Here is a 23,558-nt window from a genome sequence, read left to right on the forward strand (position 1 = left end):
CATGCTGACCAGGAGGCTGAAGATCCAGCTGGTCGTCTTCGCCGTGGTGGCCGTCGTAGCGAGCGCCGTCATGGTGTTCGGGGTCGCGCAGCTGCCCGGAGCGTTCTTCGGAGTCGGCCGCTACACCGTGACCGTGCACTTGCCGGAGGCCGGCGGCCTGTACACCGACAGCAACGTCACCTACCGGGGCACCCAGGTGGGCCGCGTCGCGGACGTCCGGCTGACCGAAACCGGTGTCGAGGCCGTGCTGTCGCTGTCCGCTGGGGTGCAGATCCCCGCCGACCTCGATGCCGAGGTGCACAGCCAGTCGGCGGTCGGCGAGCAGTACGTCGCGCTGATTCCCCGCGCCGGTGCTGGACCGCCGCTGCGGGGCGGCGACGTCATCCCGCGGGCCCGGACGTCGGTCCCGCCGGACATCAACGAACTCCTGGACGCGACGAACGCCGGTCTGGAGGCGATCCCGGGTTCGGACCTGCAGACCGTCATCGATCAGTCCTATGTCGCCGTCGGGGGATTGGGGCCCGAGATCCGGCGCTTCGTCACCGGTTCGACGCAACTGGCCATCGACGGTCGTGGCGACCTGGACGCTCTGGTCACCCTGATTGACGACGCGGCTCCGGTGCTGGACTCACAGACGGACACCGCAGGCGCGATCGGGGTCTGGGCCGACAACCTGGCCGATGTCGCCGTCTCGCTGCGCGACAGCGATGCCGCGGTGGCGGGGATCCTCGAACGGGGGCCGCGGACCGTCGACGAGGGGCGAGCCCTGCTCGACCGGCTGCGTCCGACGTTGCCGGTGATCGCGGCCAACCTGGCCAGCGTCGGTGAGGTCGCGGTGGTCTACCAGCCCGCCATCGAGCAGCTGCTGGTGTTGCTTCCGCAAGGCGTGGCCAGTACGCAGGGGATGCTGATGGCCAACCTGAACACCCGCCAGGACTACAAGGGTTCCTACCTGGACTTCAACCTCAACCTCGGGCTGCCGCCGCCGTGCACCACCGGGTTCATTCCGGCCCAGCAACGGCGGGCGCCGGCCATGGTGGACTATCCGGACCGCCCCGACGGGGACATCTACTGCCGGGTGCCGCAGGATTCGCCGTTCAATGTGCGGGGCGTGCGCAACTATCCGTGTTTCGCCACCCCGGGCAAGCGGGCGCCGACGGTGGCGCTGTGCGAGAGCGACGAACAGTACGTGCCGCTCAACGACGGGATGAACTGGAAGGGCGATCCCAACGCCACCCTGTCCGGGCAGGAGATCCCCGAACGGTCGGCGCAAGCGGTTGCGCCACCGCCTGTTCCGCCGATAGCCGTGGCGGAGTACGACCCCGCGACAGGCAGCTATGTCGCACCGGACGGGCGGGTCTACACCCAGGCCGATCTTGCGGGCGCCACCGCACCGGATTGGCGGTCGTTGTTGGCGCCGCCGGGCGGGTGAACACCAAAAACGTTCCGGCGCAGGATGAAAATGCTGCCAACTACCTATTGTCAATTCACTTACAGGCCGGATAGGCTCCCCTGTAAGTGAATCACTACTAGCCTTGGAGGGCAGATGACGACCAGAGCGGTTGTCGCCGGGGTCGGCATGATCCCGTTCACCACACCGAGTCGCGCCGAAACCTACGACGTCATGGGTGCCGGGGCGGCGGCGGCGGCACTGCAGGACGCCGGAATCGGCTACGAGGCCGTCGAGCAGGCCTACGCCGGCTACGTGTACGGGGATTCGACCTGCGGCCAGGCTGTGCTGTACCGCGTCGGCACCACCGGGATCCCGGTGGTCAACGTCAACAACAACTGTTCGACCGGATCCTCGGCGCTGCACCTGGCCCGCCAGGCCATCGAGCACGGTGTCGCCGATGTGGTGCTGGCGGTGGGCTTCGAACAGATGCAACGCGGCGCGCTCGGCGCCATGTACACCGACCGGCCCAGTCCGTTCGCCCGGTTCGACGAGGTCGTCCGCGCGGTCGAGGGTGACTCCGACGTGCCGTTCGCGCCGCGGTTCTTCGGAGCTGCGGGCCGGGAATACGCCGAGAAGTACGGACTGCGCGAGGACACCTACGCGCGGATCTCGGTCAAGGCCCGCCGGCATGCGGCCAACAACCCCAACGCGGTGTTCCGTGATCCGGTGACGGTGGAGGAGGTGCTGGCCTCACCCACCGTGTACGGCAAGCTCACCCGGCTGCAGTGCTGCCCGCCCACCTGCGGCGCCGCGGCGGCCGTCCTGGTCAGCGAGGACTACGCGCGCACCCACGGGCTGCCCGTCGACGTGGTGATCCGCGCCCAGGCGATGCGGACGGACACGGCCTCGACGTTCGACGAGGCGTCGCCGATGAAGGTCGTCGGATACGACATGGCCAAAGCGGCCGCCGACGAGGTGTACCAGAGCTCAGGGGTCGACCCGCTCGACATCCCCGTCGTCGAGCTGCACGACTGTTTCACCACCAACGAGCTGCTGTCCTACGAAGCCCTCGGCCTGACCCCGGAGGGGACGGCGGAGAAGTTCATCCTCGACGGCGACAACACCTACGGTGGCCGCGTCGTCACCAACCCGTCGGGTGGTCTGCTGTCCAAGGGGCATCCGCTGGGCGCCACCGGGCTCGCCCAGTGCACCGAGCTGGTCTGGCAGCTGCGCGGGCAGGCCGGCCCCCGGCAGGTCGACGGCGCACGAATCGCGCTGCAGCACAACGTCGGCCTCGGCGGGGCCGCTGTCGTGACGCTCTACGAGAAGGTGGGCTGACCATGGCCGTCGACCCCGCTGCCGTCGGGACCGTCCTGGACCCCTCCACGATGACCATCGACGCGGGCCGGTTGCGGTTCTTCGCCAAGGCGATCGGGGAACGCAACCCGGTCTTCACCGACGACGCCGCCGCGCGGGCCGCCGGCCACCCGAGCCTGCCGGTGCCGCCGACGTTCCTGTTCTCCGTCGAGCTCGAGCATCCCGACCCGTTCGGCTGGCTGGCCGACCTCGGTGTGGACATGCGCCACGTCCTGCACGGCGAGCAGCAGTTCAGCTACCACCGCGTCGCTCACGCCGGCGACGTGGTGACGGCCACCCCGCGGATCACCGACGTCTACAGCAAGAAGGGCGGGGCACTGCAGTTCGTCGTGAAGGACACCGCGGTCACCGCCTCCGACGGCACCCCGGTGGCCGACCTGCGGTCGGTCATCGTGGTGCGCGAACCCGGAGGCCGACGATGACGCTGAGCACTGCCGAACTCGAGATCGGAACCAGGCTGCCCGATCTCGAGGTCGACGAGATCACCCGCACCACACTGGCGTTGTTCGCCGGCGCCTCGGGTGATCACAACCCGATCCACATCGACAGCGACGTCGCGGCCTCGGCCGGTGTCGGTGACGTGTTCGCCCACGGCATGTTGTCGATGGCATATCTGGGGCGGTTGCTGACCGACTGGTTCGCACCGGAGGACATCCGGTCCTACGGCGTGCGGTTCGGGGCGATCACGCCGGTGCACGCGCGGCCGACGGCCGCAGCGGTGGTCTCGGCGATCGAGGAGGTCGACGGAGAACGCCGGGCCACTCTCGATCTTCACGTCACCCTGCCAGACGGCACGGTGACCCTCACCGGCGTCGCAACCGTCGCCCTCTGAAAGGAAACCGAGAACATGGGAAAACTGGACAACAGGGTCGCCGTCGTGACCGGATCGGGCCGCGGCATCGGGGCGCACATCGCGGCCAAACTCGCCGCTGAGGGGGCCTCGGTGGTGGTCAACGACCTCGATCCGGAACCGGCCAAACAGACCGTCGCCCAGATCGAACAGGCCGGCGGTAAGGCCGTGGCGCTGCCCGGCAGCGTCACCGAGGACGGGTTCGCCGAGGAGTTCATCGCCGCGGCCACCGACAATTTCGGCGGCCTGGACATCATCGTCAACAATGCCGGATACACCTGGGACTCGGTGATCCAGAAGATGCCCGACGACCAGTGGGACGACATCGTCGACCTGCACCTGAAGGCGCCGTTCCGGATCCTGCGCGCAGCCCAGCCGGTGATCGCGGGACTGGTCAAGCAGGCCAAGACCGCCGATCAGCCGGTGCACTGCCGCAAGGTGGTCAACATCTCCTCGTTGGCGGGTCTGGGCGGCAACGCCGGTCAGGTCAATTATTCGGCTGCCAAGGCCGGCGTGGTGGGGCTGACCAAGACGCTGGCCAAGGAGTGGGGCCGCTACAACGTCACCGTGAACACGGTCGCTTTCGGGCTGATCAAGACCCGATTGACCGAGGCGAGCGCCGACGCCGGCGGCACCATCGACGTCCAGGGCCGGCAGATCAAGGTGGGGGTGAATCCCGAGCTGCTCTCGGCGATGGAGCAGACCATCCCGCTGGGCCGCGCCGGAACGCCGGTCGACGCCGCCGGAGCGGTGTATCTGATGTGCAGCCCCGAATCCGACTACGTCAGCGCACAGACCATCGTGTGCAGCGGCGGCCTGGCGATCTGAGCGGGCCGACAGTGCTCGACCGGCATCAGTCGCCGTGGGTGACCGACGAGATCGAGGACCTGAACCGGATGGCGGTCAAGTTCTTCGACACCGAGGCCCGGCCCCGGCGCGAGAAGTGGGAGAAACAGCAGCAGGTGGACCGGGAGTTCTGGCTCTCGGCGGGGCGGTTGGGCCTGCTGTGCGCGGCCGTCCCGGAGGCCTACGGCGGCGGCGGTGGCACCGCGGCGCATGACTTCGCGATCCTGGACGCGCAATTCGGCTGTTGTGAAACGGGATTCGGGAACCAGGTGCACAGCGCCATCGTTGCGCACTATCTGATGGCCTACGGCACCGAGGAGCAGAAGCAGCGCTGGTTGCCCAAGATGGCCAGTGGCGAGTTCGTCGGCGCCATCGCGATGACCGAACCCGGAGCGGGCTCGGATCTCAAAGCCGTGCGCACCAGCGCGACGCGCGACGGGGACCGGTACGTGGTCAACGGCTCGAAGACCTTCATCTCCAACGGTGCCACCGCGGATCTGATCATCGTGGTGGCCAGGACCGATCCGGGGGCCGGCGCCAGGGGCCTCTCCCTGCTGGTTCTGGAAACCGCGGGCGCGCAGGGTTTTCATGTCGGCCGAGTGCTCGACAAGGTGGGTATGAAGGCCCAGGACACCGCGGAACTGTCGTTCGACGACGTGGCGATCCCGGTTGCCAACCGGCTCGGCGAGCAGAATGGCGGGTTCGGCTACCTGATGGCTCAACTCGGACGCGAGCGGCTGGCTATCGCGGTCTGCGGTCTGGCGGTGCTCGAGGCTGCGGTCGCCGAGACGGTGGCCTACACCAAGCAGCGCAACGCCTTCGGCGCACCGCTGTTCGAGATGCAGAGCGTCCGGCTGGAACTCGCCGACTGCGCCACGGCCGCGCGGGTGGCGCGGGTCTTCGTCGACGACTGCATCACCCGGTACCTGGCCGGCGGGCTCGACAGTGCCGCCGCGTCCATGGCCAAGGCGTGGGTGACCGAACAGCAGTGCCAGGTCGTCGACCGGTGCCTGCAGTTGTTCGGCGGCTACGGCTACATGCGCGAATATCCGATTGCACGGATGTACGCCGACTCGCGTGTACAGCGCATCTACGGCGGCGCCAACGAGGTGCTCAAAGAGCTGGTCGCGCGCTCGTTGTGAACCACAGGGCCAAGGAGTTCGAATGTATGTGACGCAGGCGCTGCACCGGCTGCTGCAACAGCAACCGGCCGCACCGATGACCGAGTGCGGTGCGCGCCGCCGCACGGTGACCCAGTGCGTGGACCGCATCGCCCGGCTGGCGGCCGCGCTACGCAACCTCGGTGTGGGACCGGGTGAGACGGTCGGGTTCCTGGGCCTGAACTCGGACCGATATCACGAGTTCCTGCTCGCGGTGCCGTGGGCGGACGCGATCGTCAACCCGATCAACATCCGCTGGAGCCCCGCCGAGATCGCCTACTCGCTGGGCGATTCCGACTGCCGAGTCGTGTTCGTCGACGATGCCTTCGCCGGTGTCGTCCCCCAACTGCGCAGCGCCGGCGCCGATGTCGGTGCCGCCATCTACTGCGGTGAGCAGGCCTGCCCGCCGGGGCTGCTGGATTATGAAGAACTCGTCGCCACCTCCGAACCCGTCGAGGACGCCCGCCGCGGTGGCGACGCGGTGTACGGGGTGTTCTACACCGGCGGCACCACCGGCCATCCCAAAGGGGTGATGCTCAGCCACCGCAACGTCATGGTCGGTTCCCTGGGAACACTGAGCTCCGGTCACTTCATCTCGGCCCGCGGCAGACTGCTGCACGTCGCCCCGATGTTCCACCTGGCCGGCATCGCGTCGTGGCTGGCCGGCAACCTGATGGGCTCGACGCACGTGATGGTGCCGCACTTCACCCCCGACGGCACGGCTCGGGCGATCCTCGACCACGAGATCACCGACGTCCTGCTGGTGCCGACGATGATTCAGATGATGCTCGACCATCCGGACAACGCCGGTGCGCACTTCGAGTCGATTCGTCATGTCGTCTACGGGGCCTCGCCCATCAGCGACACGGTGCTCGAAAGGGCTCGTAAGGCCTTCCCCGGCGCGGCGTTCACCCAGGCCTACGGAATGACCGAGCTGGCACCGGTGGCCACCCTGCTGTCCCCGGGCGACCACGACAACCCGCTGTTGACCCGATCGGCGGGCCGGGCAGCACCGCACGCCGAGATCCGGGTGGTCGACGAGGACGACCACGACGTGCCCTGCGGCCGGGTCGGCGAGATCGCCGTCCGCGGCGACAACGTGATGGTCGGATACCGAAGCCGCGAACAGGAGACGTCGGAGGCGCTGCGCAACGGGTGGATGCACACCGGCGACATGGGCTACCTCGACGCCGACGGCTACCTGTTCGTGGTGGACCGGCTCAAGGACATGATCGTCACCGGCGGGGAGAACGTCTACTCGGCCGAGGTGGAGAACGTGCTGGCCAGACATGAGGCTGTCGGCGCGGTCGCGGTGATCGGCGTCCCTGACGACCGCTGGGGTGAACGGGTGCACGCGGTGGTGGTACTGCGTCCCGGTTCCGGCGCCACAGCCGAGCAGCTCGGTGCGCACTGCCGGGAATTGATTGCCGGTTACAAGGTTCCGCGCAGTTTCGAGTTCGTGGCCGAGCTTCCGATGTCGGGCGTCGGCAAGGTGCTCAAGCGCGATCTGCGCGCGGCGCACTGGGCCCGGCGCGACCGCCAGATCTCCTAGCCGGTGACCGGCGGTAGAGTCGTCGGCTGTGATCGCTGCGCACATCCGGATGTCGCGCCAGTGGCGGTGAGCCGCATCAGCGCCCGCAACCGGCCCGCCCGGGGCACCCGGCCCCGCAACCGCCGCAGCCTGATCGTCGCCGCCGCGACCGAGCTTTTCTACGAGCGGGGCTACGGAAACGTCGCGATGAGTGACGTCGCCGACGCGGTCGCGATCGGTCCGTCGGCGCTCTACCGCCACTTCGCCGGAAAACACGACCTGTTGGCCACCGTCATCGAGGACGCCTTGAGCGCGGTCGACGACGCGATCGAGGACACCGCCGGGGACGCGGACCCCGCCCAGGTGCTCGCCGAGGTGGCGCTGGCGCATCGCAAGGTCGGCGTGCTGCTGCGACGTGAGGCGCGTCATCTCGGCGCCGAGGACCGCGCCAGGCTGGCGGCGATCAGTGCGCGCAGCGCCGATGCCCTCGCCCGGCGGGTGTCGGCCGCCCGGCCCGAGCTCGGCCCGGGCGATTGTGCGCTGGTTGCCCGGTGCGCACTGGCCGTGACCAACAGCGTCTCGTTTCATTCCTGCTCACTGCCGCAACCGGCGATGACGGCGTTGCTGGCCGGGTTGATCACCGTGGCGCTGCGGGTGCCGCTGGACGATCAGGCTCCGGCCGCCGCAGCGCGGGAGCCGGTCTTCGACCCTGCCGGCGCCCGGCGCGAGGCCATCCTGGCCGCGGCGACGAGGTTGTTCGCCGAGCGCGGCTTCTCCGGGGTGAGCGTGGACGACATCGGCGCTGCCGCGGGTATTGCCGGCCCGAGCATCTATCACCACTTCGACTCGAAGACCGAGATTCTCGCTGCCGCGATGGACCGCGGCGAGGACTGGCTGCGCACCGGTTTCACATCCGCGGTCAGCTCGGTCGACGATCCCGCGGTGGCGCTGCGGCGGGTCGTCGACAGCTACCTGTCGTTCGCCTTCGGCAACCCGGACAATGTCGCGGTGCTGTTGTCCGAGACGGGGCATCTGCCCGCACCCGATGCACGCCGGGCCCGCCGGGCGCAGCGGCGCTACATCGACGACTGGGTGCGCCTGGCCGCGCAGGTGCAGCCGCAGTGGTCCGACTCCGAAGCCCGGATCCGGGTCCAGGCGGCCCAGATGCTGATCAACGAGACCGCGCTGAGCCGGTGGCGTGGACGCCACCGGCACATCGCCCGGATCGTCACCGCCATCGCCTACCGCATCGTGGTCGGCGACGGTCCGGGCGGAGCGGGCTGATCAGGCCGGATCGAGGAATCGCCGGGTGTAGGCCGAAAAGCGTTGCCGTAGTTCGTCGGCGTCGAGGCCGAACATCTCCGGTGCGGTGTGGACGCGACCGTGTCTGCCGCGGCGGTGGCTGTCCAGGTAGCCGCGGATCGCGGTGCGGGCCTCGGCGTCCAGCGGTTCGCCCGCCAGGTCGTAGAGGGCCTCGACGGTGCCCACCTCGTCGGCCATGAAGTCGTCGAACCGGATGTCCACCGACCGTGTCGAGCAGATGGCCTCGCGGTCGCGGACGCACATGGTGAGCAGCTTCTCCAGGCGGTCGACCCATGCTGCGGCGATCTCGGGCACATTCACCGTGTCGGTGTACATGCGTGCCGAGTAGGTGACCATGGCGATCATCGACAGCGCGACCGGCACCGGGTCACGATGGGTGAACGCGACCACCGCGCCGGGCATCACCCGGTCGAGCACCGGCAACTGACCGAGGTGCTGCGGGGACTTGAGCACCCAGCGCCGCCCGCCCCGCAGAAACTGCAGCGCCTTGAGCTGAGTGGCCAGGTACTGATACGACGTGGTCTGGTCGTGGCTCCAGTAGTACTCGGTCCACCTGGGCACATGCGCCAGCGTGTCCATCAACATCGTGGAGAAGTCGTTGGCCAGCAGCTGGATCTCTTCGTGGGCGTGGTCGGTGGTCATCTCGTGCATCGACGCGAAGTGCGGCATCAGGGTGTCCATGGTCTGCACCGCGACGTCCATCCGGCCGATTCGCGGATCGGGCAGCTGCCCGGTTTCGGCCGCCAGCGGGAACGGCTCGACACTCTCCCAGTAGGGCAGGCTGCGGAAGGTCGGAGCGGCGGCGAGCATGTTGTGCAGGTGGGTGGTGCCGGACCGGGGGAGCCCGGCGATGACGACCGGTGCAGCGAGCTCGATGTCGAGGATCTCGGGATGACGCCTGAGCAGATCGGTCAGCAGGAGCCGGTTCTTGAGCCACTGCACGAGCTGGGCGTGGAAGTTCACCACACCGGCGCCGTGCATGTCGATGCCGCGCAGCTCCGAGACGTAGCGGTCCAGCCGGTCGCGGTAGTCGTCCGGGCCGAAGTCGTCGAGCCCGCACGCCTCCCGTGCACGGGCATGCATCACGTCGGTGTCCAGCGGGCAGTCCGGTGCCAGCGCGGCCATCATGTCCCGCAGCTGTTGTGCCTCGGGCCCGTAGCGGGGGTGGGCGAGGTCGTCGAGCACGACGACATTGTCTGTGGTCTCCGTCATAGGCGGTTATGTTACTGTCAGTTTCGTAATGAGGACAGAGTTGGGCCGCCCCCGCGACCGTGGCATCGACGATGCGGTGCTGCGGGCCACCGTCGAACTCCTGGGGGAGTGTTCCTACGCCGAGTTGTCGGTGGACGCCATCGCGGCGCGAGCGGGCACCAGCAAGCCCGCGATCTACCGAAGATGGCCCGGTAAGGCCCATTTGGTGCACGAGGCCGTGTTCCCGCTCACCGCGACCACCGCGCTGCCCGACACCGGGTCGGTGGCCGGCGACATCCGCGAAATGCTGCGTCGCACACTGGCTGTGCTCAGCACACCGGCGGCGCTGGCCGCGCTGCCCGGCCTGGTCGGTGAGATGGCCGCGGATCCGACCCTGCATGCTGTGCTGCTGGAACGGTTCGGTGACGTCCTGGCTCGCGCGCTCGACGACTACCTGGCCTCGGCCGGGCAGCGTGGTGACGTCCGTGCCGGGGTCACCGCAAACGAGGTCGCCGAAGCGGTCGCCGGGATCACGTTCCTGGCGCTGCTCACCCGCGGTGCCGAGCTCGACGACGCGTGGATCGAACGCACCGCCCTGTTGATCACGAAGGGAATCAGTCCATGAGCAACGAAGCCGACCCGTCTCCCGGCGGCGAGGCCACCCGGGCCTGGCGTGAGCTGCTGGACACGCTGCGCGGACTGGACGAGTCGTTCCTGGCCGGACCCAAGGCGGTCACCGACGACCGGCACGTGGCCGACGGCTACCGGATGATCGCCACCACCCTGGGAGTCGCTCTCGACACCTACCTGTTCGCCGACCCCACCCGGCCGATGTGGCTCGAACTCAATTCGCCGACCCGTCCGGACCGGCGCTGGGGTGGGGACAACACCGACGCGATCTACTACATGTGCCCGATCGATCCGGCCCGGCGCTACCGGATCTCCGGCAATCGCGGTGACAGCGTCTACTTTTCGGTGACCGCCTACAACGAACCGTCGCCGGGAGCCTGGTCGGACCGCGTCCTCGGTCTGGTCCGCGACGACGATCTGAACTTCGACGCCGCCGGGAACTTCTGCTTCGACTTCGGGCCCGAGCCCGAGGCGGCGGTCCTGATGACCCGCGACTATCAGGCCGACCCCCTGGTGGGCCGGCCGGTGACCTGGAAGATCGAGGCGCTCGACCCTCCTGCACCGTTTCGGCACGGACCGGACGAGACCGCGGCCGCGTTGCGGGCCAGCGCCGCCTGGCTTCGGACCATGTTCGCGATCGTGCCGCTCGCGGTCGGGGTCAAGAATGCCGATTCCCACAACCTGGGGCACGAAACCGCCATGGCGGCCAACGAATTCGCCGAGCCCTACCAGGTGCCGGACGCGAACTTCGGATGGTCGGCCCGCGACGCCTGCTATGCGTACGGCAGCTTCGACCTCGCCGAGGACGAGGCCATGGTCATCACCCACCGGCCACCGGAGTGCCGGTTCTGGAACATGGTCGTCTGGAATCAGTTCATGGCGGTGCCGGGCGTCGCCGACGCGCGCAGCTCGGTCAACGGCTTCACCGCGGTGCCCGACGCCGACGGCACGGTGACGATCGTGGTGTCGCGGGGGAGCACCGCCCACCCCAATTCCCTCACCACACTGGACTATCCGCGCGGTAACCTGGCCTTCCGGTGGTTCCTGGCCGATGAGGTGCCGGCCCGCCCGGAGGTCCGGGTGGTCAAACTCGACGAGGCGCCCACGGCGGTGAGCTGAGCGATTCATAGCGGCACCGGAATGGGTAGAAGGACACCCATGAAGCTGGTGACGTTCAACATCCTGCACGGGCGCACTCCGGGCGAGGATGTCGATCTCGGGCGGTTCGCCCGATGTGTGGCGGACCTGGACGCGGACATCCTGGCGCTGCAGGAGGTCGATGCCGTCCAGCCCAGGTCGGGCCTGGCCGATCTGACCGCGCTGGCCGCCGAGGCGATGGGGGCGCGCAGCCACCAGTTCGTCGCCGCACTCGCGGGCACCCCCGGCGCGACGTGGATCGCGGCCACCGGCGAGGAGCAGCCGGGTACGGCTGCCTACGGCGTGGCGCTGCTGTCCCGCTATCCCGCGCTGAACTGGCAGGTCGTGCGGCTGCCCCGGATCCCGTTCCGGTTTCCGATGTACCTGCCCGCTGCGCGCCGGGTGCAGATCGTCGACGAGGAACCGCGGGCCGCCGTGATCGGATTGCTGGACACCCCGCTGGGGCAGATCTCGGTGGCCAACACCCACCTGTCCTTCGTCCCGGGGTGGAACCGCTACCAGCTGCAGCGGCTGATGCGCGACATGCGTGCGCTGCCCTGGCCGCGCATCGTCACCGGGGACCTGAACATGGGTCTGGACCCCGCCCGCCGCTGGTCGGGTCTTCGTTCACTGGCCGCGGCCGCGACCTTCCCCGCTCATTCCCCGACCGCCCAGCTCGACCACGTGCTCACCGACGATCCGCGGTTGCGGCCGGTCTCCTGCCAGACCCCGCCACAGCCCATCTCCGACCACCGGCCGCTGGTGGTTCGGCTGCGCCGTGAGGACAGCTGAACAGGGACTTTCGGCCTCGCGCCGGCAGGACCGTCGGCCCCTCACCGCCTGAGCCCGCGGCGGTAGCGTGGACACCGAAGGCGGCGACCGGTGCCGCCTCCAGGTGAGGAGGAACAACGATGTCCACTCAACCCGCCACGCTGGGCATCGTCGTCGCCGTCGACGGATCGCCGGAGTCCAAGGTCGCCGTCGACTGGGCGGCCCGTGATGCCGCGATGCGACGTGCCCCGTTGACGCTGGCTCACGTGCTTCCCGGAGCGTCGCTGCAGGCCTGGATCCAGGCCCCGTTGCCCGCGGAGTACTTCGAGGACGAGAAGGACGCCGCCCGCCAGATCCTGCGCGATGCGCTCGGTGTGGCCGAGCGGGCCACCGAAGGCGTCGAACTGTTCTGCGTCAACCAGAAGATCCTGTCCGGCCAACCCACCGCAGCGCTCGCCGATCTCACCAAGGACGCCGACATGATCGTGCTCGGCAGGAGGGGGATGGGCAAGGTGGGGCGCGTCCTGCTCGGTTCGGTCAGCTCGGGGCTGACCCAGCACGCGCACTGCCCGGTCGCGGTGATCCATGACGAGGACCCGCTGATCCCGCATCCGGCGCAGGCGCCGGTGGTCGTCGGCATCGACGGTTCTCCGGCATCCGAACACGCCACCGCCATCGCGTTCGACGAGGCGTCGCGGCGTGGGGTCGACCTGGTCGCCGTGCACACCTGGAGCGACGCCGGATACGCCATGCCCGAGGAGGGGTGGCGCGAGATCCAGCCCGACGAGAGCCTGTTGCTCTCCGAGCGCCTGGCCGGTTACCGGGAGCGCTATCCCGACGTCTCGGTGCGCCGGGTGCTGCGTGCGGATCAGCCGGCCCGCGCCCTGCTCGAGGAGGCCGAGCAGGCGCAGCTGCTCGTGGTGGGCAGCCATGGTCGCGGTGGATTCGCCGGCATGCTGCTCGGCTCGGTCGGTTCACAGGTGGTGCAGTCGGCGCGCATCCCGGTCATCGTCGCCCGGCAGTCTTGATGTACGGCCGGTACCGACCCTGGCTGGCCGCGGGCGCGGCGCTGTTCGCGCTGGTCGTCGGCTATCAGGCCCGTATCCGCCCGTGGATGTACTTCTGGGGTGCCACCCGCGAGGAGATGATCGAGGGTCTACCCGGGGACGAACTCGTCGACAGTGACGGGCCCCGCACCACGCGCGCGGTGACTGTGCGAGCCCCCGCCGAGGCGATCTGGCCGTGGTTGGCCCAGATCGGTGAGGACCGCGGCGGCTTCTACAGCTACAGCGCGCTCGAGCGCGCGGTGGGTGCCGACATCCACAACGCGGCCACGATCCACCGGGAGTGGCAGGGTCTGCGGGTGGGCGACACGGTGTGGCTCGCCCGGCGCGGCGGCGACCGGGGCCGGCTGGTGGTGGCGGCGATGCAGCCCGGTTCGCACCTGGTTCTGATGAGCCCGGAGGACTTCGACCGGGTGCAGGGCGGTGAACTCGCTTCGGGGAGTTGGGCATTCCACCTGCTTCCGGACGAACACGGTACCCGGCTGCTGGCGCGCGGCAACGGCGGATACGGCGGCAACCCGGTCTACGACATCGCCCACTTCGTGATGGAGCGCAAGATGCTCGACGGCATCCGGCGCCGCGCCGAACATCAGGTCTGCGCGGTCGGCGGCGACAATGTCTTTCGTGAATGAACGGAATTCGCGCGTCGCTGACGCACTGCGCGCCGAGGGCGTGGACCCCGAGATCACCGGCATGCTCGCCCGGAAGCTGGGCGCGTCGGACCACAGCAAGGCGGATCCTGCGCTGGTGCGCACGGCGACCGGACAGGTCATCGGCGGGGTTGCTCCGACCGGCGCCGCCGACTCGGTGCTGCCGCTGAACTACCAGCAACTCCTGACCATCACCAAAGGCATTGGTATGCAGGTGCGTTGAGCTAGTTCGTGGTGAGCTCCGCGTAGCGGGCGATGTGCTGATCGGTGGAGCCGAACTCGAACTGCAGCGCGGTGAGCCGCTTGAAGTAGTGCCCGATCGCGAGTTCCTCGGTCATGCCCATGCCGCCGTGCAGCTGGACGGCCTGCTGGCCGACGAACTGCGCGGCCCGTCCCACCGTCGCCTTGGCCGCCGACACCGCACGGGCCCGGGTGGCGTCGTCGGCCTCCAGCTTGAGGGTGGCCAGCAGGGCCGCCGCGGCGGCCTGCTCGACATGCATGTACATGTCCACCATCCGGTGCTGGAGAACCTGGAAGCTGCCGATCGGTTGCCCGAACTGTTGGCGTTGCTTGCAGTAGTCGACGGTGTCGGCGAGCACTTTGCGCATGCATCCGACGCCTTCGGCGCAGATCGCCGCGGCGCCTTCGTCGCGGGCCCGGGCCAGTGACGGCCAGGCGCCGCCCTGTTCACCGAGCAGCGCGCCGGCGGGCAGCCGCAGTCGGTCCAGCACGATGTCGGAGGCGCGCCGGTCGTCGACCGTGCGGTAGTGGTGTAGTTCGAGGCCCTCTTGATCTGATGCGGGAGAACCGATTTCGACCAGGAAAAGGGAGATGCCCGCGGTGTCGGTGCGGCCACCCGAGGTCCTCGCCGTAACCAGCACGTGGCCGGCCAGCGGGGTGCCGGCCGACACGATCTTGCTGCCCCGCAGTACCCAGGAGTCGCCGTCGCGTTCAGCGGTGGTGGTGACGTCGTTCCAGTGTTCGCCCGAGGTCGGTTCGGTGGCCGCCACCGTGATGACGGCGGTTCCCGAGGCGATCTGCTCCACCAGGGCCGCCGCGGTGTCGCCGCCGGCGCGTCGCAACAGTCCCGCCGCCACCACCGCGGTGTCGACGTAGGGTTCGACCACCAGCGCGTGGCCGAGTGCCTCGGCGATGAGCATCATCTCGATCGGGCCACCGCCGATGCCGCCGTACTCCTCGGGCAGCGCCGCGCCGAGGATGCCCAGTTCGTCGGCGAACGCCCGCCAGATGTCGGGCTGCCAGCCCGGGCCGGTCTTGGCGGCCGCGCGGCTCTTCTCCAGGTCGTAGCGGGTGGCGAGGAACTTGGTCAACCCGTCGCGGAGCAGTTCCTGTTCGTCGTTGAGTGTGAAGTCCATCTAGAGCCCCAATGCCGCTTTCGCCAGGATGTTGCGCTGAATTTCGTTGCTGCCGGCGTAGATCGATCCGGCCCGGTCGTTGAAGTACCGCAGTGGTGCGACCGCCTGCCAGGCCTCGCCGCTGACGTAGTCGTCCTGCGGTGGCTCGAACTCGGCGATCGGCCCGCCGGGGCAGGTCGCGTGCGGCTGGTAGACCCGCCCGCGTGGACCGGCCGCCTCCATCGAGAGTTCGGTGATCGCCTGGCTGAGTTCGGTGCTGAGCACCTTGAGCATCGACGACTTGGCCCCGGGGTTGCCGCCCGCGGCCACCACCGCCAGCACCTGGTATTCGAGGATCTCGAGCACCTCGGTGCGGATGCGGACGTCGGCCAGCTTGCGGGTGAACGCCGGGTCGTCGAGCAGTCGTGTGCCCCCGGGCCCGGGTTGCCCGGCGGCCACCGTCGCGATCTCCTCGGCCATGACCTGCAGGGCCGGTGCGGTGGCGCCGCCGCCGCGCTCGAATTCCAGCAGGTACTTGGCCACCGTCCAGCCGTCGTCGATCTCGCCGATGACGCTGGATTTCGGCACCCGTACCTCGTCGAAGAACACCTGGTTCTGCACCTCTTCGCCCGAGGTCATCACCAGCGGCCGGATCTCGACTCCCGGTGTGGACATGTCGATGAGCACGAAGGTGATACCGCGTTGTTTCTTGTCCGAGCGGGTGGTGCGGACCAGGGCGAACATCCAGTTGGCTTCCCGGGCGTGCGTGGTCCAGATCTTGCTTCCCGTGCACACCAGATGGTCGCCGTCCTCGCGGGCGGCCATCGTCAGCGCAGCGAGGTCCGACCCGGCCTCGGGCTCGGAGTAGCCCTGGCAGAAGAACACCTCGCCGGTGAGGATCCGGGGCAGGAAGTAGTCCTTCTGTTCGTCGGTGCCGAATCTGATGATCGCGTGCGCGACCATCTTGATCCCCATCGGGGACAGCGACGGTGCACCGGCCAGCGTCGACTCACGGCTGAAGATGTAGTGCTGGGTCAGGCTCCAGTCGCAGCCCCCGTGTGCCACCGGCCATGCCGGTGCTGCCCAACCTCTTTCGTGCAGGATGCGCTGCCATTCCATGCTCGCGTCGTGGTCGGCGTAGACACTGGTCATCAGCCGCCCGGCGCGTTGCAGTTCGGGTGTCAGCTTCTCGTCGAGGAATGCGCGCACCTCGTCGCGGAAAGCGAGATCGGCCGCCGACCACTGCAGGTCCATCGAAGCCCCTTCTGTGTGCGGGTCGTTCCACACAGAGTAAACCTAGTTAGTTAAGTAGCGCGGGCGGGTCCGCTGTCTCGGTGGCCGAGGCCGTCGGCCCGGGCGCCCGCGGGCGACGCCGGAGGGGCCGGCAGTGGTAGGTTCTTGCTGTTGCCACAGCCGATGATGGCAAACCCCCTCAAAACCCATCACGGCTGTGGCAACCCGGCTTGGTGCGGTCGGGCCCGGCAAAGTTCAGCACGTTCAGACATGGCTTGTCCGGCCCGGCTCCGGCGCACGGAAGGGATTACACGAGGTCGGCTACGGCAAATATGAGGCGAATAACCATGGATCTGGATGACGGATGGGACGACGAAGTCGATGTCATCTGCACCGACGCCGGCTTGGCCGGCCTGGCGACCGCGATCGTCACCGTCGAGGCCGAAGGCAGCGTATTCGTCGCGAGCGCGCCCGCCGCCGCCGAACCCGCCGAATGGTTCACGGTGGAAAGCGGTGATCCCGACACCGTGCACTACCTGAACGAGCTCACCGCGGACTTCGACCTCGCAACGCTGCCGCGGTCAACGGTCGACCTTCCGCTGCGGCTGGTCCGGGAACCGACCGCGATGCCCGGGCGCCGGGTTGCGACCTTCGACGGTTCGCTGCTGCGGGACTGGGCAATGCGCTGCGTCCCCGCGCGGACGGGCTATCTGTACAGCCGGGTCGCAGATCAGAACACCAAGGCGCTCGAGTCGGCGGACGGCCACGCGCTGGCCGTCGCCGAGTTGGGCACGATCGTGCCGGACGACGCAGACCTGGGTGCGTCGGTGCTGAACTGGTTGGACGTCCGGGCACGGGAGAGCGGCGTCGCGCCGGAACCGGTGACCCGGTTCGAGCAGCTGGTGTTCGAGGAAGGTGCGGTGGCCGGAGCGGTGTTCGCCACCGGCGATGATCTGCTGCGCATCCGCGCCCGGCACGGGGTGCTGATGTGCCGGGCCGCGGCGCCGTCCGGTGCGGGTGGCGATCGTCACGGCCTCACCGCGGGCACGCAGCTGCGAGTGGCGCTGGTGGGCAAGCTCGCCAGCCGGTTCGGCCGCGTCGAGCTGCTCACCTACGATCCGGAGGTGGCCGCCGCCGCTGCGCAGCGCCGGTGACGATCCCGGGGCCGGTCAGTCGGCGAACGTGATCGGCAACCGGCCCTTGGCCAGCAGTGACTCCATCGCCGCCCCGGCGATCGGACGCGACAGCAGGAAGCCCTGGGCGCGGTGGCACCCGTGCCGCAGCAATGTCAGTGCGGCGGTCTCGGTCTCCACACCCTCGGCGACCAGCTCCAGGCCGAAGGCCTCGGCGAGTGCGATGATGGCCCGCACGATCGCCAGATCACCAGGGTCGCTGCCGAGCTCACGGACGAATCCCCGGTCGATCTTGAGCGTGTCCACCGGCAGCGACTTCAGGTGGGAGAAGGCGCTGTAGCCGGTGCCGAAGTCGTCGATGGCGATCCGGACACCGGCCTCCTTGAGGCCGGCCAGGGTGACCGCGGTGGTCTCGGAATCCTGGACCACCACGCTCTCGGTGATCTCCAGGCAGACCGAGCCCCGTTCGAGAGCGAACTCGTCCATGATGTCGGCCACCGTGTCCACGAACCCGTCGATCACCAGCTGCACCGGTGAGACGTTAATACGCAGCACCGTGCCCCTGCCCAGGCCTTTCGACTGCCACCGGGCGAATTCCGCACATGCCGAACGCATCACCCACCGGCCCAATTCACCGGCCAGGTTGATCGACTCGGCCACACCGATGAACGCGTCGGGGGACAGCAGCCCGCGGGTCGGGTGCTGCCAACGGACCAGCGCCTCGGCGGCCAGGATCTCGCCGGTGCGCATGTCGACCTCGGGCAGATAGTGCAGCAGCAGCGCGCCGCTCTCGATCACACTCTGCAGGTGCAGCTCGATGTCGTTGCGGAACTCGTTCTTCATCGCCATGTCGTCGGTGAACACCGTGACCGTGTTGCCACCGGAGCTCTTGGCGGTCAGGACGGCCTGATCTGCCCGGCGCAGTAGGTCGGTGGTGCTGTCAACACCCGGAGTTCCCTGCGCCACACCGATGCTGACTGTGCGGGTGAGCAGTTCACCGTCGATCGAGACACGCTCGCGCAGGGCGGACTGCAACCGGTGGGCCAGCGCTTCGGCGGCTGCGCGCTCCATCGGTTCGGGGGGCACCACGACGAACTCGTCACCGCCGAGCCGAGCGATGAGATGGCGTTCGTCGGCGCCACGGCGAAGTCGTTCGGCCAGCACGCAAATGAACCAGTCGCCGGCGGTGTGGCCGAGGTAGTCGTTGATGGCCTTGAGCCGATCGAGGTCGAAGAACAGGGTCGAGACCGGCCCCGGCCGGCCCGTGCCGAGCCGATCGTCCAGGTGTGCCAACAGCGCTCGCCGGTTGTGCAGCCCGGTCAGATCGTCGTGTTCGGCGAGGTAGCGCAGTCGTTCCTCGGCCAGTACCCGGGCCTGCACCTGGGCGAACAGCGACGCGATCGCCTCGAGGGCATTGAGCTCCTCGGGGCTCCATTCCCGGTCGCCGAACTTGATGAACCCGAGCGCGCCTGTCGTGACGTCGCCGGACAGCAGTGGGGTGGCTGCCATGGAGGTGGCGGGAACGGCGCGACTGGCCTCGATACGGCGTTGGTAGTCACCGGTGGCCGGCTCGGGACGCAGCACCACGGGCTTCTTGGCGTTCTCCGACACCGCGAAAACCGGATCGGCGTCGGCGAAGTACACCAGTGCCAGCGGGTCCGGGTCGGGAATGTTCGGCCGGACCGGCCACTCCGCGATCAACCGGGAGGCACGGATCTTGTGGTCGTTGTAGCGCAGGAAACTGACGTCGACCCCGAGGTAGGACACCAGATCGGCGAGTACGCGCTGGCTCACCTCGACCGAGGTTGTCGCAGTGGCCGCCATCAGCTGCGTCGCCACCGACTTGACCATCTGGTCGAGGCTGCGCGGCGGGCTGTTCGTCGACATCGTGTTGTCAGGATACGGCTGGGGTTGTGTTGTCGAGTGGGCGCCTGCGGCTGCGGGTTGATGCGCGGGCCGCGCGCGCCAGACGCAACGTCAGAACCTCGGTCTCCCCGTCCTCGATTCCGGCCAGGCGTCGGAAACGTGTTCGCAACTCGGCGAGCTGAGCGGCGAAGCGGCCTGACAGCTCTTGCAGGTCGGCGTCCTCACGCGCGTAGAGGAAGACCGGTGAGACGGGCTGCACGGCCAGATCGTGCTGTTGCGCGGTGAGCCAGACAGCTTCGGCCGCCGAACCGCCGCGCGCATAGCCCGCCAGCGACGGGTCGTCGCCGACGATGACCGCGAGGGCAGAACTGGCCGCGAGCCGATCCCGGGTGTCGGTGCCCAGACCCGCTCCGCCCTCCCACGCGGCGAGCAGGGACATCACCTCGGTCTGTTTGAGGATGTCGAGTGTCACCGACTCCGTCGCGCTCAGTTCCAGGCTGCGCACGTCGATTCCGGTGTCTGGGGATTCACTTCCGGGCCAGCACAATTCGGAGACCATCTCGCGGTGCAGCCGGGTGGTCAGATAGCGGATGCGGTCGGCGTCGGCCAGGATGGCGCCCACCTCGTCGAGGATGCCGCGGTCCTCCAGCAGCACCAGCCGAGCACCCTCACCGCGTGCTGCCGCGCGCAGTGCCTCGGCTGCTGCGGGCTCCAGCGACGTCGGCGTTCCCCGGCGCCTGTTGGTTTCCCGGGCGGTGAGCGCCGGCCACAGCTGCGCGAGACGGTCGTCGCCGCCGGCGCCGGTGAGGTGCACGACCGCGGCCAGCGGCGAATCGCTTCCGGCTTCGACGATCTCGACCTCTCCGGCGATACCGTGGGAGGCGGCGGCGACCCGCGCGTTGAACACCGCAGCTCCCACCGCGACCGCGCTGCCGCGGAAGGCGACGTCCATCGTCGAGGTGTGCTCGGGTGCCAGCCGGATGGTGACCGCACCGGGACCGGTGTCGATGTGCCAGGGCTGGGAATTGCCGCCCGACGGGGCGCGGTTCGCGGCCAGGGCGACCGCGTGTACCGGGTCGCGCGGGGCCACCGGCGCAGGGTCGGCCTCCGGTGTGGGGGCGGCGACCGGCGCGGTCGACGGATCGGTCAGTGCGTCAAGGGTGGCCGACATGTCGGCGCGCACCCGCCCCGACGGAAGCTCTTCCCCCAGTGCGATTCTGCGGACGGCCTCGGCGACCGCAGATGCGCCGATGAGCACATCACCGGCGAGCTGAGGCCAGGTCGCCAGCGTGTGGCCGACCTCGACCAGCGATGCCGCCGCGCGGGCTGACAGACTCCCGGCCTCGAGCAGTCTCAGCACGTAGGGGATCTTGTCCCGGTTGTCGAGCCCGGCCAGCGCGGCGGCATCCACGTCGCCCAGCAGCCCGTGGAACAGCGGCCGGTCGGGCTCCTGATCGAACCGTTCCACGTCGAGGAGGCCACGGTCACTGGTGGCCATCAGAACCGGCAGCCGGCGGGCCCGGGCCGAGTTCCGGATCAAGGCCTTCACGTCGAGCGAATCGCACTCTTCGACGACGACGTCGAGCCCGTCGAGGAAGCCGTCGACGGTGTCGGAGGTCAAGCCCGCGGACTCGACCCGGACGTTGAGGTAGGGGTCGATTTCGGCGATCCGCCGGGCGGCCGCCGTCGCCTTGTTCACGCCGAGCTCGAAAACCGTTGCCGGGACACGGTTGAGGTTGGACAGTTCGAGTTCGTCGAAGTCGGCCAGCCGCAGCTCACCGCACAACCCCTGCATGGCCAGGGTGTGGGCGATCGCGTGCCCCACGCTCAGGCCGATCACACCCACCCGCAGTCCCGCCAGCTTGCGGTGCTCGTCGTCGCTGATCAGGTGGCGGTTGCGGTCGGTGCGCACCCGCCGGTACCCGCGCGGTCCGAGGATCCCCACCAGGGTCTGCCGCCAGGGGTAGTAGGCCCAGCGCGCGGGTTCCTCGGTGAACTCGGGCCCGGGTGCGGGCAGCAGCCCGGCCAGCGTCCGGGTCTGGGCGGCCGTCGTGTCGATCACCGTGACCGCGGGATCGGCGCGCAGCGACTCCACCGCGCGACTCCCGTCGGGTGTGGCGGGGTCGAGAAGCAGGGCGTGCGCGGCACCCTGATGTCGGTCGGTCCGGCCGCTGGGATCGGTCGCAGGGGGGTCAGGTCGCTCGAATGTCACAGGGCATTCTCACGCACTCCCGCGGTCTCGTGGGCCGCAGGCCAGGCCTGCTCCATCTCCACGATGTCGTTGATGATCTTCGTCACCTGATCGGGCTCGGCGTGCCTGATGTAGGTCCGGCGGTCCCACCACATCATCTTGGTGCGGTACCGCGGGTCCGGGTAGGGCGTGGCCGGGATGGATGCGACGACACCACCGGAGGAGCGCCACTTGTCCAGCACGTGTGCCGCCGAGGTGGCCATGCAGAACTGCAGATCCAGCAGGGCCATCGCGTGGAAGGCAGTGCGCGCGAGCACACGTGTCACGCCCTTGCTGCGGTCGGCGTCGTCGGTGACGAACGCGGTCTTCATCTCGAGGACGCCGAAGGGCACCCGGTCGTCGATCATCTTGCGGACCGCTGCCAGCCCGGGCTGGCCCGCCCACTCCACGACGGCGTGGGAGTCGTCCGGGCTCCGCAGCGGGCCCACCGCACGCACACCGCCGATGGTGCGTCCGGCGGTGTCGATTGCTGACCAGAACAAGGTCGTGTCGTTGCCGTCGCGGATGTCGGCGAGGTTGAGCGCCTCCTGAACCCCGTGCTTGCGGTAGCTGCGCTGGGCACAGTGCAGATAGTCCAGCCACAGGTCCGGCTCCAGCCGCGGCTGCGACATGACCAGCGTGCACTCGGCGTCGGCGTCCCACCAGCTGTGGCTGCGTGCGAGCTCGAAATCCGCGTGCGTCGTCGGACGGAGTGTGTGAAGTGAAGAAATCGTCATGGCGTTCCCATCGGTATTCCGGTTGGCGCGACGAAGGTCCAGCGCTCGACGGCCAGTTATCGATATCCGGCTTTGTTTGATTGCGACACGATAAGTATGTCGCCTTCACGCGCGAATTCCAGCTAGTGCAGCGAAATTCTCTCGCCGTGCGATAGCTGGTTATCCAGCGGCGTTACCGTTTCAAACCCGGGAGTCCACGCTGGCAACCGAATTGCTCGCCAGGTGAACTGATAGAAGCGCTAAGAATAAATTCTGGCGAACCTGACAGGCGTATCGAATTGCCATTTGACGGCGAGATCTGCAAATGCAGGAGATCTACGCAAAGTCGGCCGGGATGCGTCCGCGGGGCCGGGCGACGGCCGGTCGCGGGATCGAATGCGGTGGGAATCGGAGTAGCGGAGGAGGCGGGGGCAGGTTCGCTGGCGACGCCCGCGCAAGGCGATTGTGGCAGTGCGTGCCGGTTCTTCGGGTGCTCGCGCACCGCCGCGACGGCCTGTGGCACTGTGTAATCGCATCGTCAACCCCGGCAGTTGTGCAGTCGTTCGACGCCAAAGGAGCCTGAAGTGAAGAAGTTCAGCGGACTCGCGGAATTCACCGCGGCACAAGGTAGCGAACTCGGTCCCACCGAGTGGCTGGAGATCACCCAGGAGCGGGTGAACCTGTTTGCTGACGCAACAGATGACCATCAGTGGATCCACGTCGATCCGGAGCGGGCGGCCAACGGCCCGTTCGGCGGGGCGATCGCGCACGGATTGCTGACGTTGTCGCTCATCCCGCATTTCACCCACCAGCTCTACACGGTCGACAACATCGCGATGGCGATCAACTACGGCTACAACAAGGTCCGGTTCATCAACCCCGTCCGGGTGGGGGCGCGGCTGCGGGCCCGCGCGGTCATCGCCGCGGTCGCCGAGATCGACAACGGGGTGCAGGCGACGCTGACCACCACCGTCGAAATCGAAGGCGCCGAAAAGCCGGCTGCGGTCGCCGAGTCGATCGTCCGCTTCCTCGGCTGAACGCGGCGCCCAGCGCGCGATACATGTGTCAGTAACCGTTGACGTACGTCAAAAACGCTCGTAGA

22 protein-coding genes are annotated in these 23,558 nt (G+C 68.7%); 16 read left to right on the forward strand and 6 right to left on the reverse strand.

Features of this window, described 5'->3' with window-relative positions; translation table 11 throughout:
- Position 1 precedes the first annotated feature (1 nt).
- From ACXAID_RS06425 to ACXAID_RS06460, 8 genes are all read left to right on the forward strand, one after another.
- The gene (locus tag ACXAID_RS06425) at positions 2-1,432 is read left to right on the forward strand and encodes an MCE family protein (protein ID WP_475021355.1); all 1,431 of its coding nucleotides are present in this window, start codon (positions 2-4) and stop codon (positions 1,430-1,432) included.
- Between the two features lie 114 nt (positions 1,433-1,546).
- Complete coding sequence (locus tag ACXAID_RS06430; protein WP_475021356.1) at positions 1,547-2,731, forward strand: lipid-transfer protein; 1,185 nt, start codon at positions 1,547-1,549, stop codon at positions 2,729-2,731.
- A 2-nt stretch (positions 2,732-2,733) separates the two neighbouring features.
- Positions 2,734-3,192 carry a MaoC family dehydratase N-terminal domain-containing protein gene (locus tag ACXAID_RS06435; RefSeq protein WP_475021357.1) on the forward strand — a complete coding sequence of 153 codons (459 nt, stop codon included), beginning with the start codon at positions 2,734-2,736 and terminating at the stop codon, positions 3,190-3,192.
- The gene (locus ACXAID_RS06440; RefSeq protein WP_475021358.1) at positions 3,189-3,602 is read left to right on the forward strand and encodes a MaoC/PaaZ C-terminal domain-containing protein; all 414 of its coding nucleotides are present in this window, start codon (positions 3,189-3,191) and stop codon (positions 3,600-3,602) included. The genes ACXAID_RS06435 and ACXAID_RS06440 overlap by 4 nt, the downstream gene beginning before the upstream one ends.
- 15 nt (positions 3,603-3,617) lie before the next feature.
- Positions 3,618-4,448: an SDR family NAD(P)-dependent oxidoreductase gene (locus tag ACXAID_RS06445; protein ID WP_475021359.1), complete on the forward strand. Its 831-nt coding sequence runs from the start codon at positions 3,618-3,620 to the stop codon at positions 4,446-4,448.
- An 11-nt stretch (positions 4,449-4,459) separates the two neighbouring features.
- Entirely contained in the window at positions 4,460-5,608 is a 1,149-nt protein-coding gene (locus tag ACXAID_RS06450; RefSeq protein ID WP_475021387.1) for an acyl-CoA dehydrogenase family protein, read from the forward strand.
- A 22-nt stretch (positions 5,609-5,630) separates the two neighbouring features.
- On the forward strand, positions 5,631-7,178 hold the full coding sequence (locus ACXAID_RS06455) for a long-chain-fatty-acid--CoA ligase (RefSeq protein ID WP_475021360.1): 1,548 nt from the start codon (positions 5,631-5,633) through the stop codon (positions 7,176-7,178).
- 66 nt (positions 7,179-7,244) lie between these two features.
- Positions 7,245-8,441 carry a TetR/AcrR family transcriptional regulator gene (locus ACXAID_RS06460; RefSeq protein WP_475021361.1) on the forward strand — a complete coding sequence of 399 codons (1,197 nt, stop codon included), beginning with the start codon at positions 7,245-7,247 and terminating at the stop codon, positions 8,439-8,441.
- Here ACXAID_RS06460 and ACXAID_RS06465 read toward each other — a convergent pair whose 3' ends face one another.
- Positions 8,442-9,692: a sulfotransferase family protein gene (locus tag ACXAID_RS06465; RefSeq protein ID WP_475021362.1), complete on the reverse strand. Its 1,251-nt coding sequence runs from the start codon at positions 9,690-9,692 to the stop codon at positions 8,442-8,444.
- A 28-nt stretch (positions 9,693-9,720) separates the two neighbouring features.
- Between ACXAID_RS06465 and ACXAID_RS06470 the strand changes: the two genes are divergently transcribed.
- From ACXAID_RS06470 to ACXAID_RS06495, 6 genes are all read left to right on the forward strand, one after another.
- On the forward strand, positions 9,721-10,296 hold the full coding sequence (locus ACXAID_RS06470; protein WP_475021363.1) for a TetR/AcrR family transcriptional regulator: 576 nt from the start codon (positions 9,721-9,723) through the stop codon (positions 10,294-10,296).
- The gene (locus ACXAID_RS06475) at positions 10,293-11,420 is read left to right on the forward strand and encodes a DUF1214 domain-containing protein (RefSeq protein ID WP_475021364.1); all 1,128 of its coding nucleotides are present in this window, start codon (positions 10,293-10,295) and stop codon (positions 11,418-11,420) included. Before ACXAID_RS06470 ends, ACXAID_RS06475 begins: the two co-directional genes overlap by 4 nt.
- Before the next feature lie 39 nt (positions 11,421-11,459).
- On the forward strand, positions 11,460-12,230 hold the full coding sequence (locus tag ACXAID_RS06480) for an endonuclease/exonuclease/phosphatase family protein (protein ID WP_475021365.1): 771 nt from the start codon (positions 11,460-11,462) through the stop codon (positions 12,228-12,230).
- A 119-nt stretch (positions 12,231-12,349) separates the two neighbouring features.
- Positions 12,350-13,237, forward strand: coding sequence for a universal stress protein (locus ACXAID_RS06485; RefSeq protein ID WP_475021366.1), 888 nt, complete (start codon positions 12,350-12,352; stop codon positions 13,235-13,237).
- Positions 13,237-13,905 (forward strand): hypothetical protein, encoded by a 669-nt coding sequence (locus ACXAID_RS06490; RefSeq protein WP_475021367.1) that lies wholly within the window; start codon positions 13,237-13,239, stop codon positions 13,903-13,905. Before ACXAID_RS06485 ends, ACXAID_RS06490 begins: the two co-directional genes overlap by 1 nt.
- Positions 13,889-14,146 (forward strand): hypothetical protein, encoded by a 258-nt coding sequence (locus tag ACXAID_RS06495; protein ID WP_475021368.1) that lies wholly within the window; start codon positions 13,889-13,891, stop codon positions 14,144-14,146. The genes ACXAID_RS06490 and ACXAID_RS06495 overlap by 17 nt, the downstream gene beginning before the upstream one ends.
- 1 nt (position 14,147) lies before the next feature.
- Here ACXAID_RS06495 and ACXAID_RS06500 read toward each other — a convergent pair whose 3' ends face one another.
- Entirely contained in the window at positions 14,148-15,299 is a 1,152-nt protein-coding gene (locus ACXAID_RS06500) for an acyl-CoA dehydrogenase family protein (RefSeq protein ID WP_475021369.1), read from the reverse strand.
- Complete coding sequence (locus ACXAID_RS06505; protein WP_475021370.1) at positions 15,300-16,532, reverse strand: acyl-CoA dehydrogenase family protein; 1,233 nt, start codon at positions 16,530-16,532, stop codon at positions 15,300-15,302.
- A gap of 326 nt (positions 16,533-16,858) precedes the next feature.
- Here ACXAID_RS06505 and ACXAID_RS06510 point away from each other — a divergent pair, with 326 nt between their 5' ends.
- Positions 16,859-17,665: a hypothetical protein gene (locus ACXAID_RS06510; RefSeq protein WP_475021371.1), complete on the forward strand. Its 807-nt coding sequence runs from the start codon at positions 16,859-16,861 to the stop codon at positions 17,663-17,665.
- A 15-nt stretch (positions 17,666-17,680) separates the two neighbouring features.
- Here the strand turns inward: ACXAID_RS06510 and ACXAID_RS06515 are convergent, their stop codons facing one another.
- From ACXAID_RS06515 to ACXAID_RS06525, 3 genes are read right to left on the reverse strand one after another with little or no spacing between them, the layout of a single operon-like run.
- Positions 17,681-19,531 carry a putative bifunctional diguanylate cyclase/phosphodiesterase gene (locus ACXAID_RS06515; RefSeq protein WP_475021372.1) on the reverse strand — a complete coding sequence of 617 codons (1,851 nt, stop codon included), beginning with the start codon at positions 19,529-19,531 and terminating at the stop codon, positions 17,681-17,683.
- Positions 19,532-19,538: 7 nt separating this feature from the next.
- Positions 19,539-21,722: an Rv1355c family protein gene (locus ACXAID_RS06520; protein WP_475021373.1), complete on the reverse strand. Its 2,184-nt coding sequence runs from the start codon at positions 21,720-21,722 to the stop codon at positions 19,539-19,541.
- Positions 21,719-22,477, reverse strand: a complete 759-nt coding sequence (locus ACXAID_RS06525; RefSeq protein ID WP_475021374.1) for a hypothetical protein — start codon at positions 22,475-22,477, stop codon at positions 21,719-21,721. The genes ACXAID_RS06520 and ACXAID_RS06525 overlap by 4 nt, the downstream gene beginning before the upstream one ends.
- A 563-nt stretch (positions 22,478-23,040) precedes the next feature.
- On the opposite strand from ACXAID_RS06525, the gene ACXAID_RS06530 reads away from it, so the two are divergent.
- The gene (locus ACXAID_RS06530; RefSeq protein ID WP_475021375.1) at positions 23,041-23,493 is read left to right on the forward strand and encodes a MaoC family dehydratase; all 453 of its coding nucleotides are present in this window, start codon (positions 23,041-23,043) and stop codon (positions 23,491-23,493) included.
- Positions 23,494-23,558: the final 65 nt, after the last annotated feature.

This window comes from Mycobacterium sp. ABE4_509, assembly GCF_056160785.1.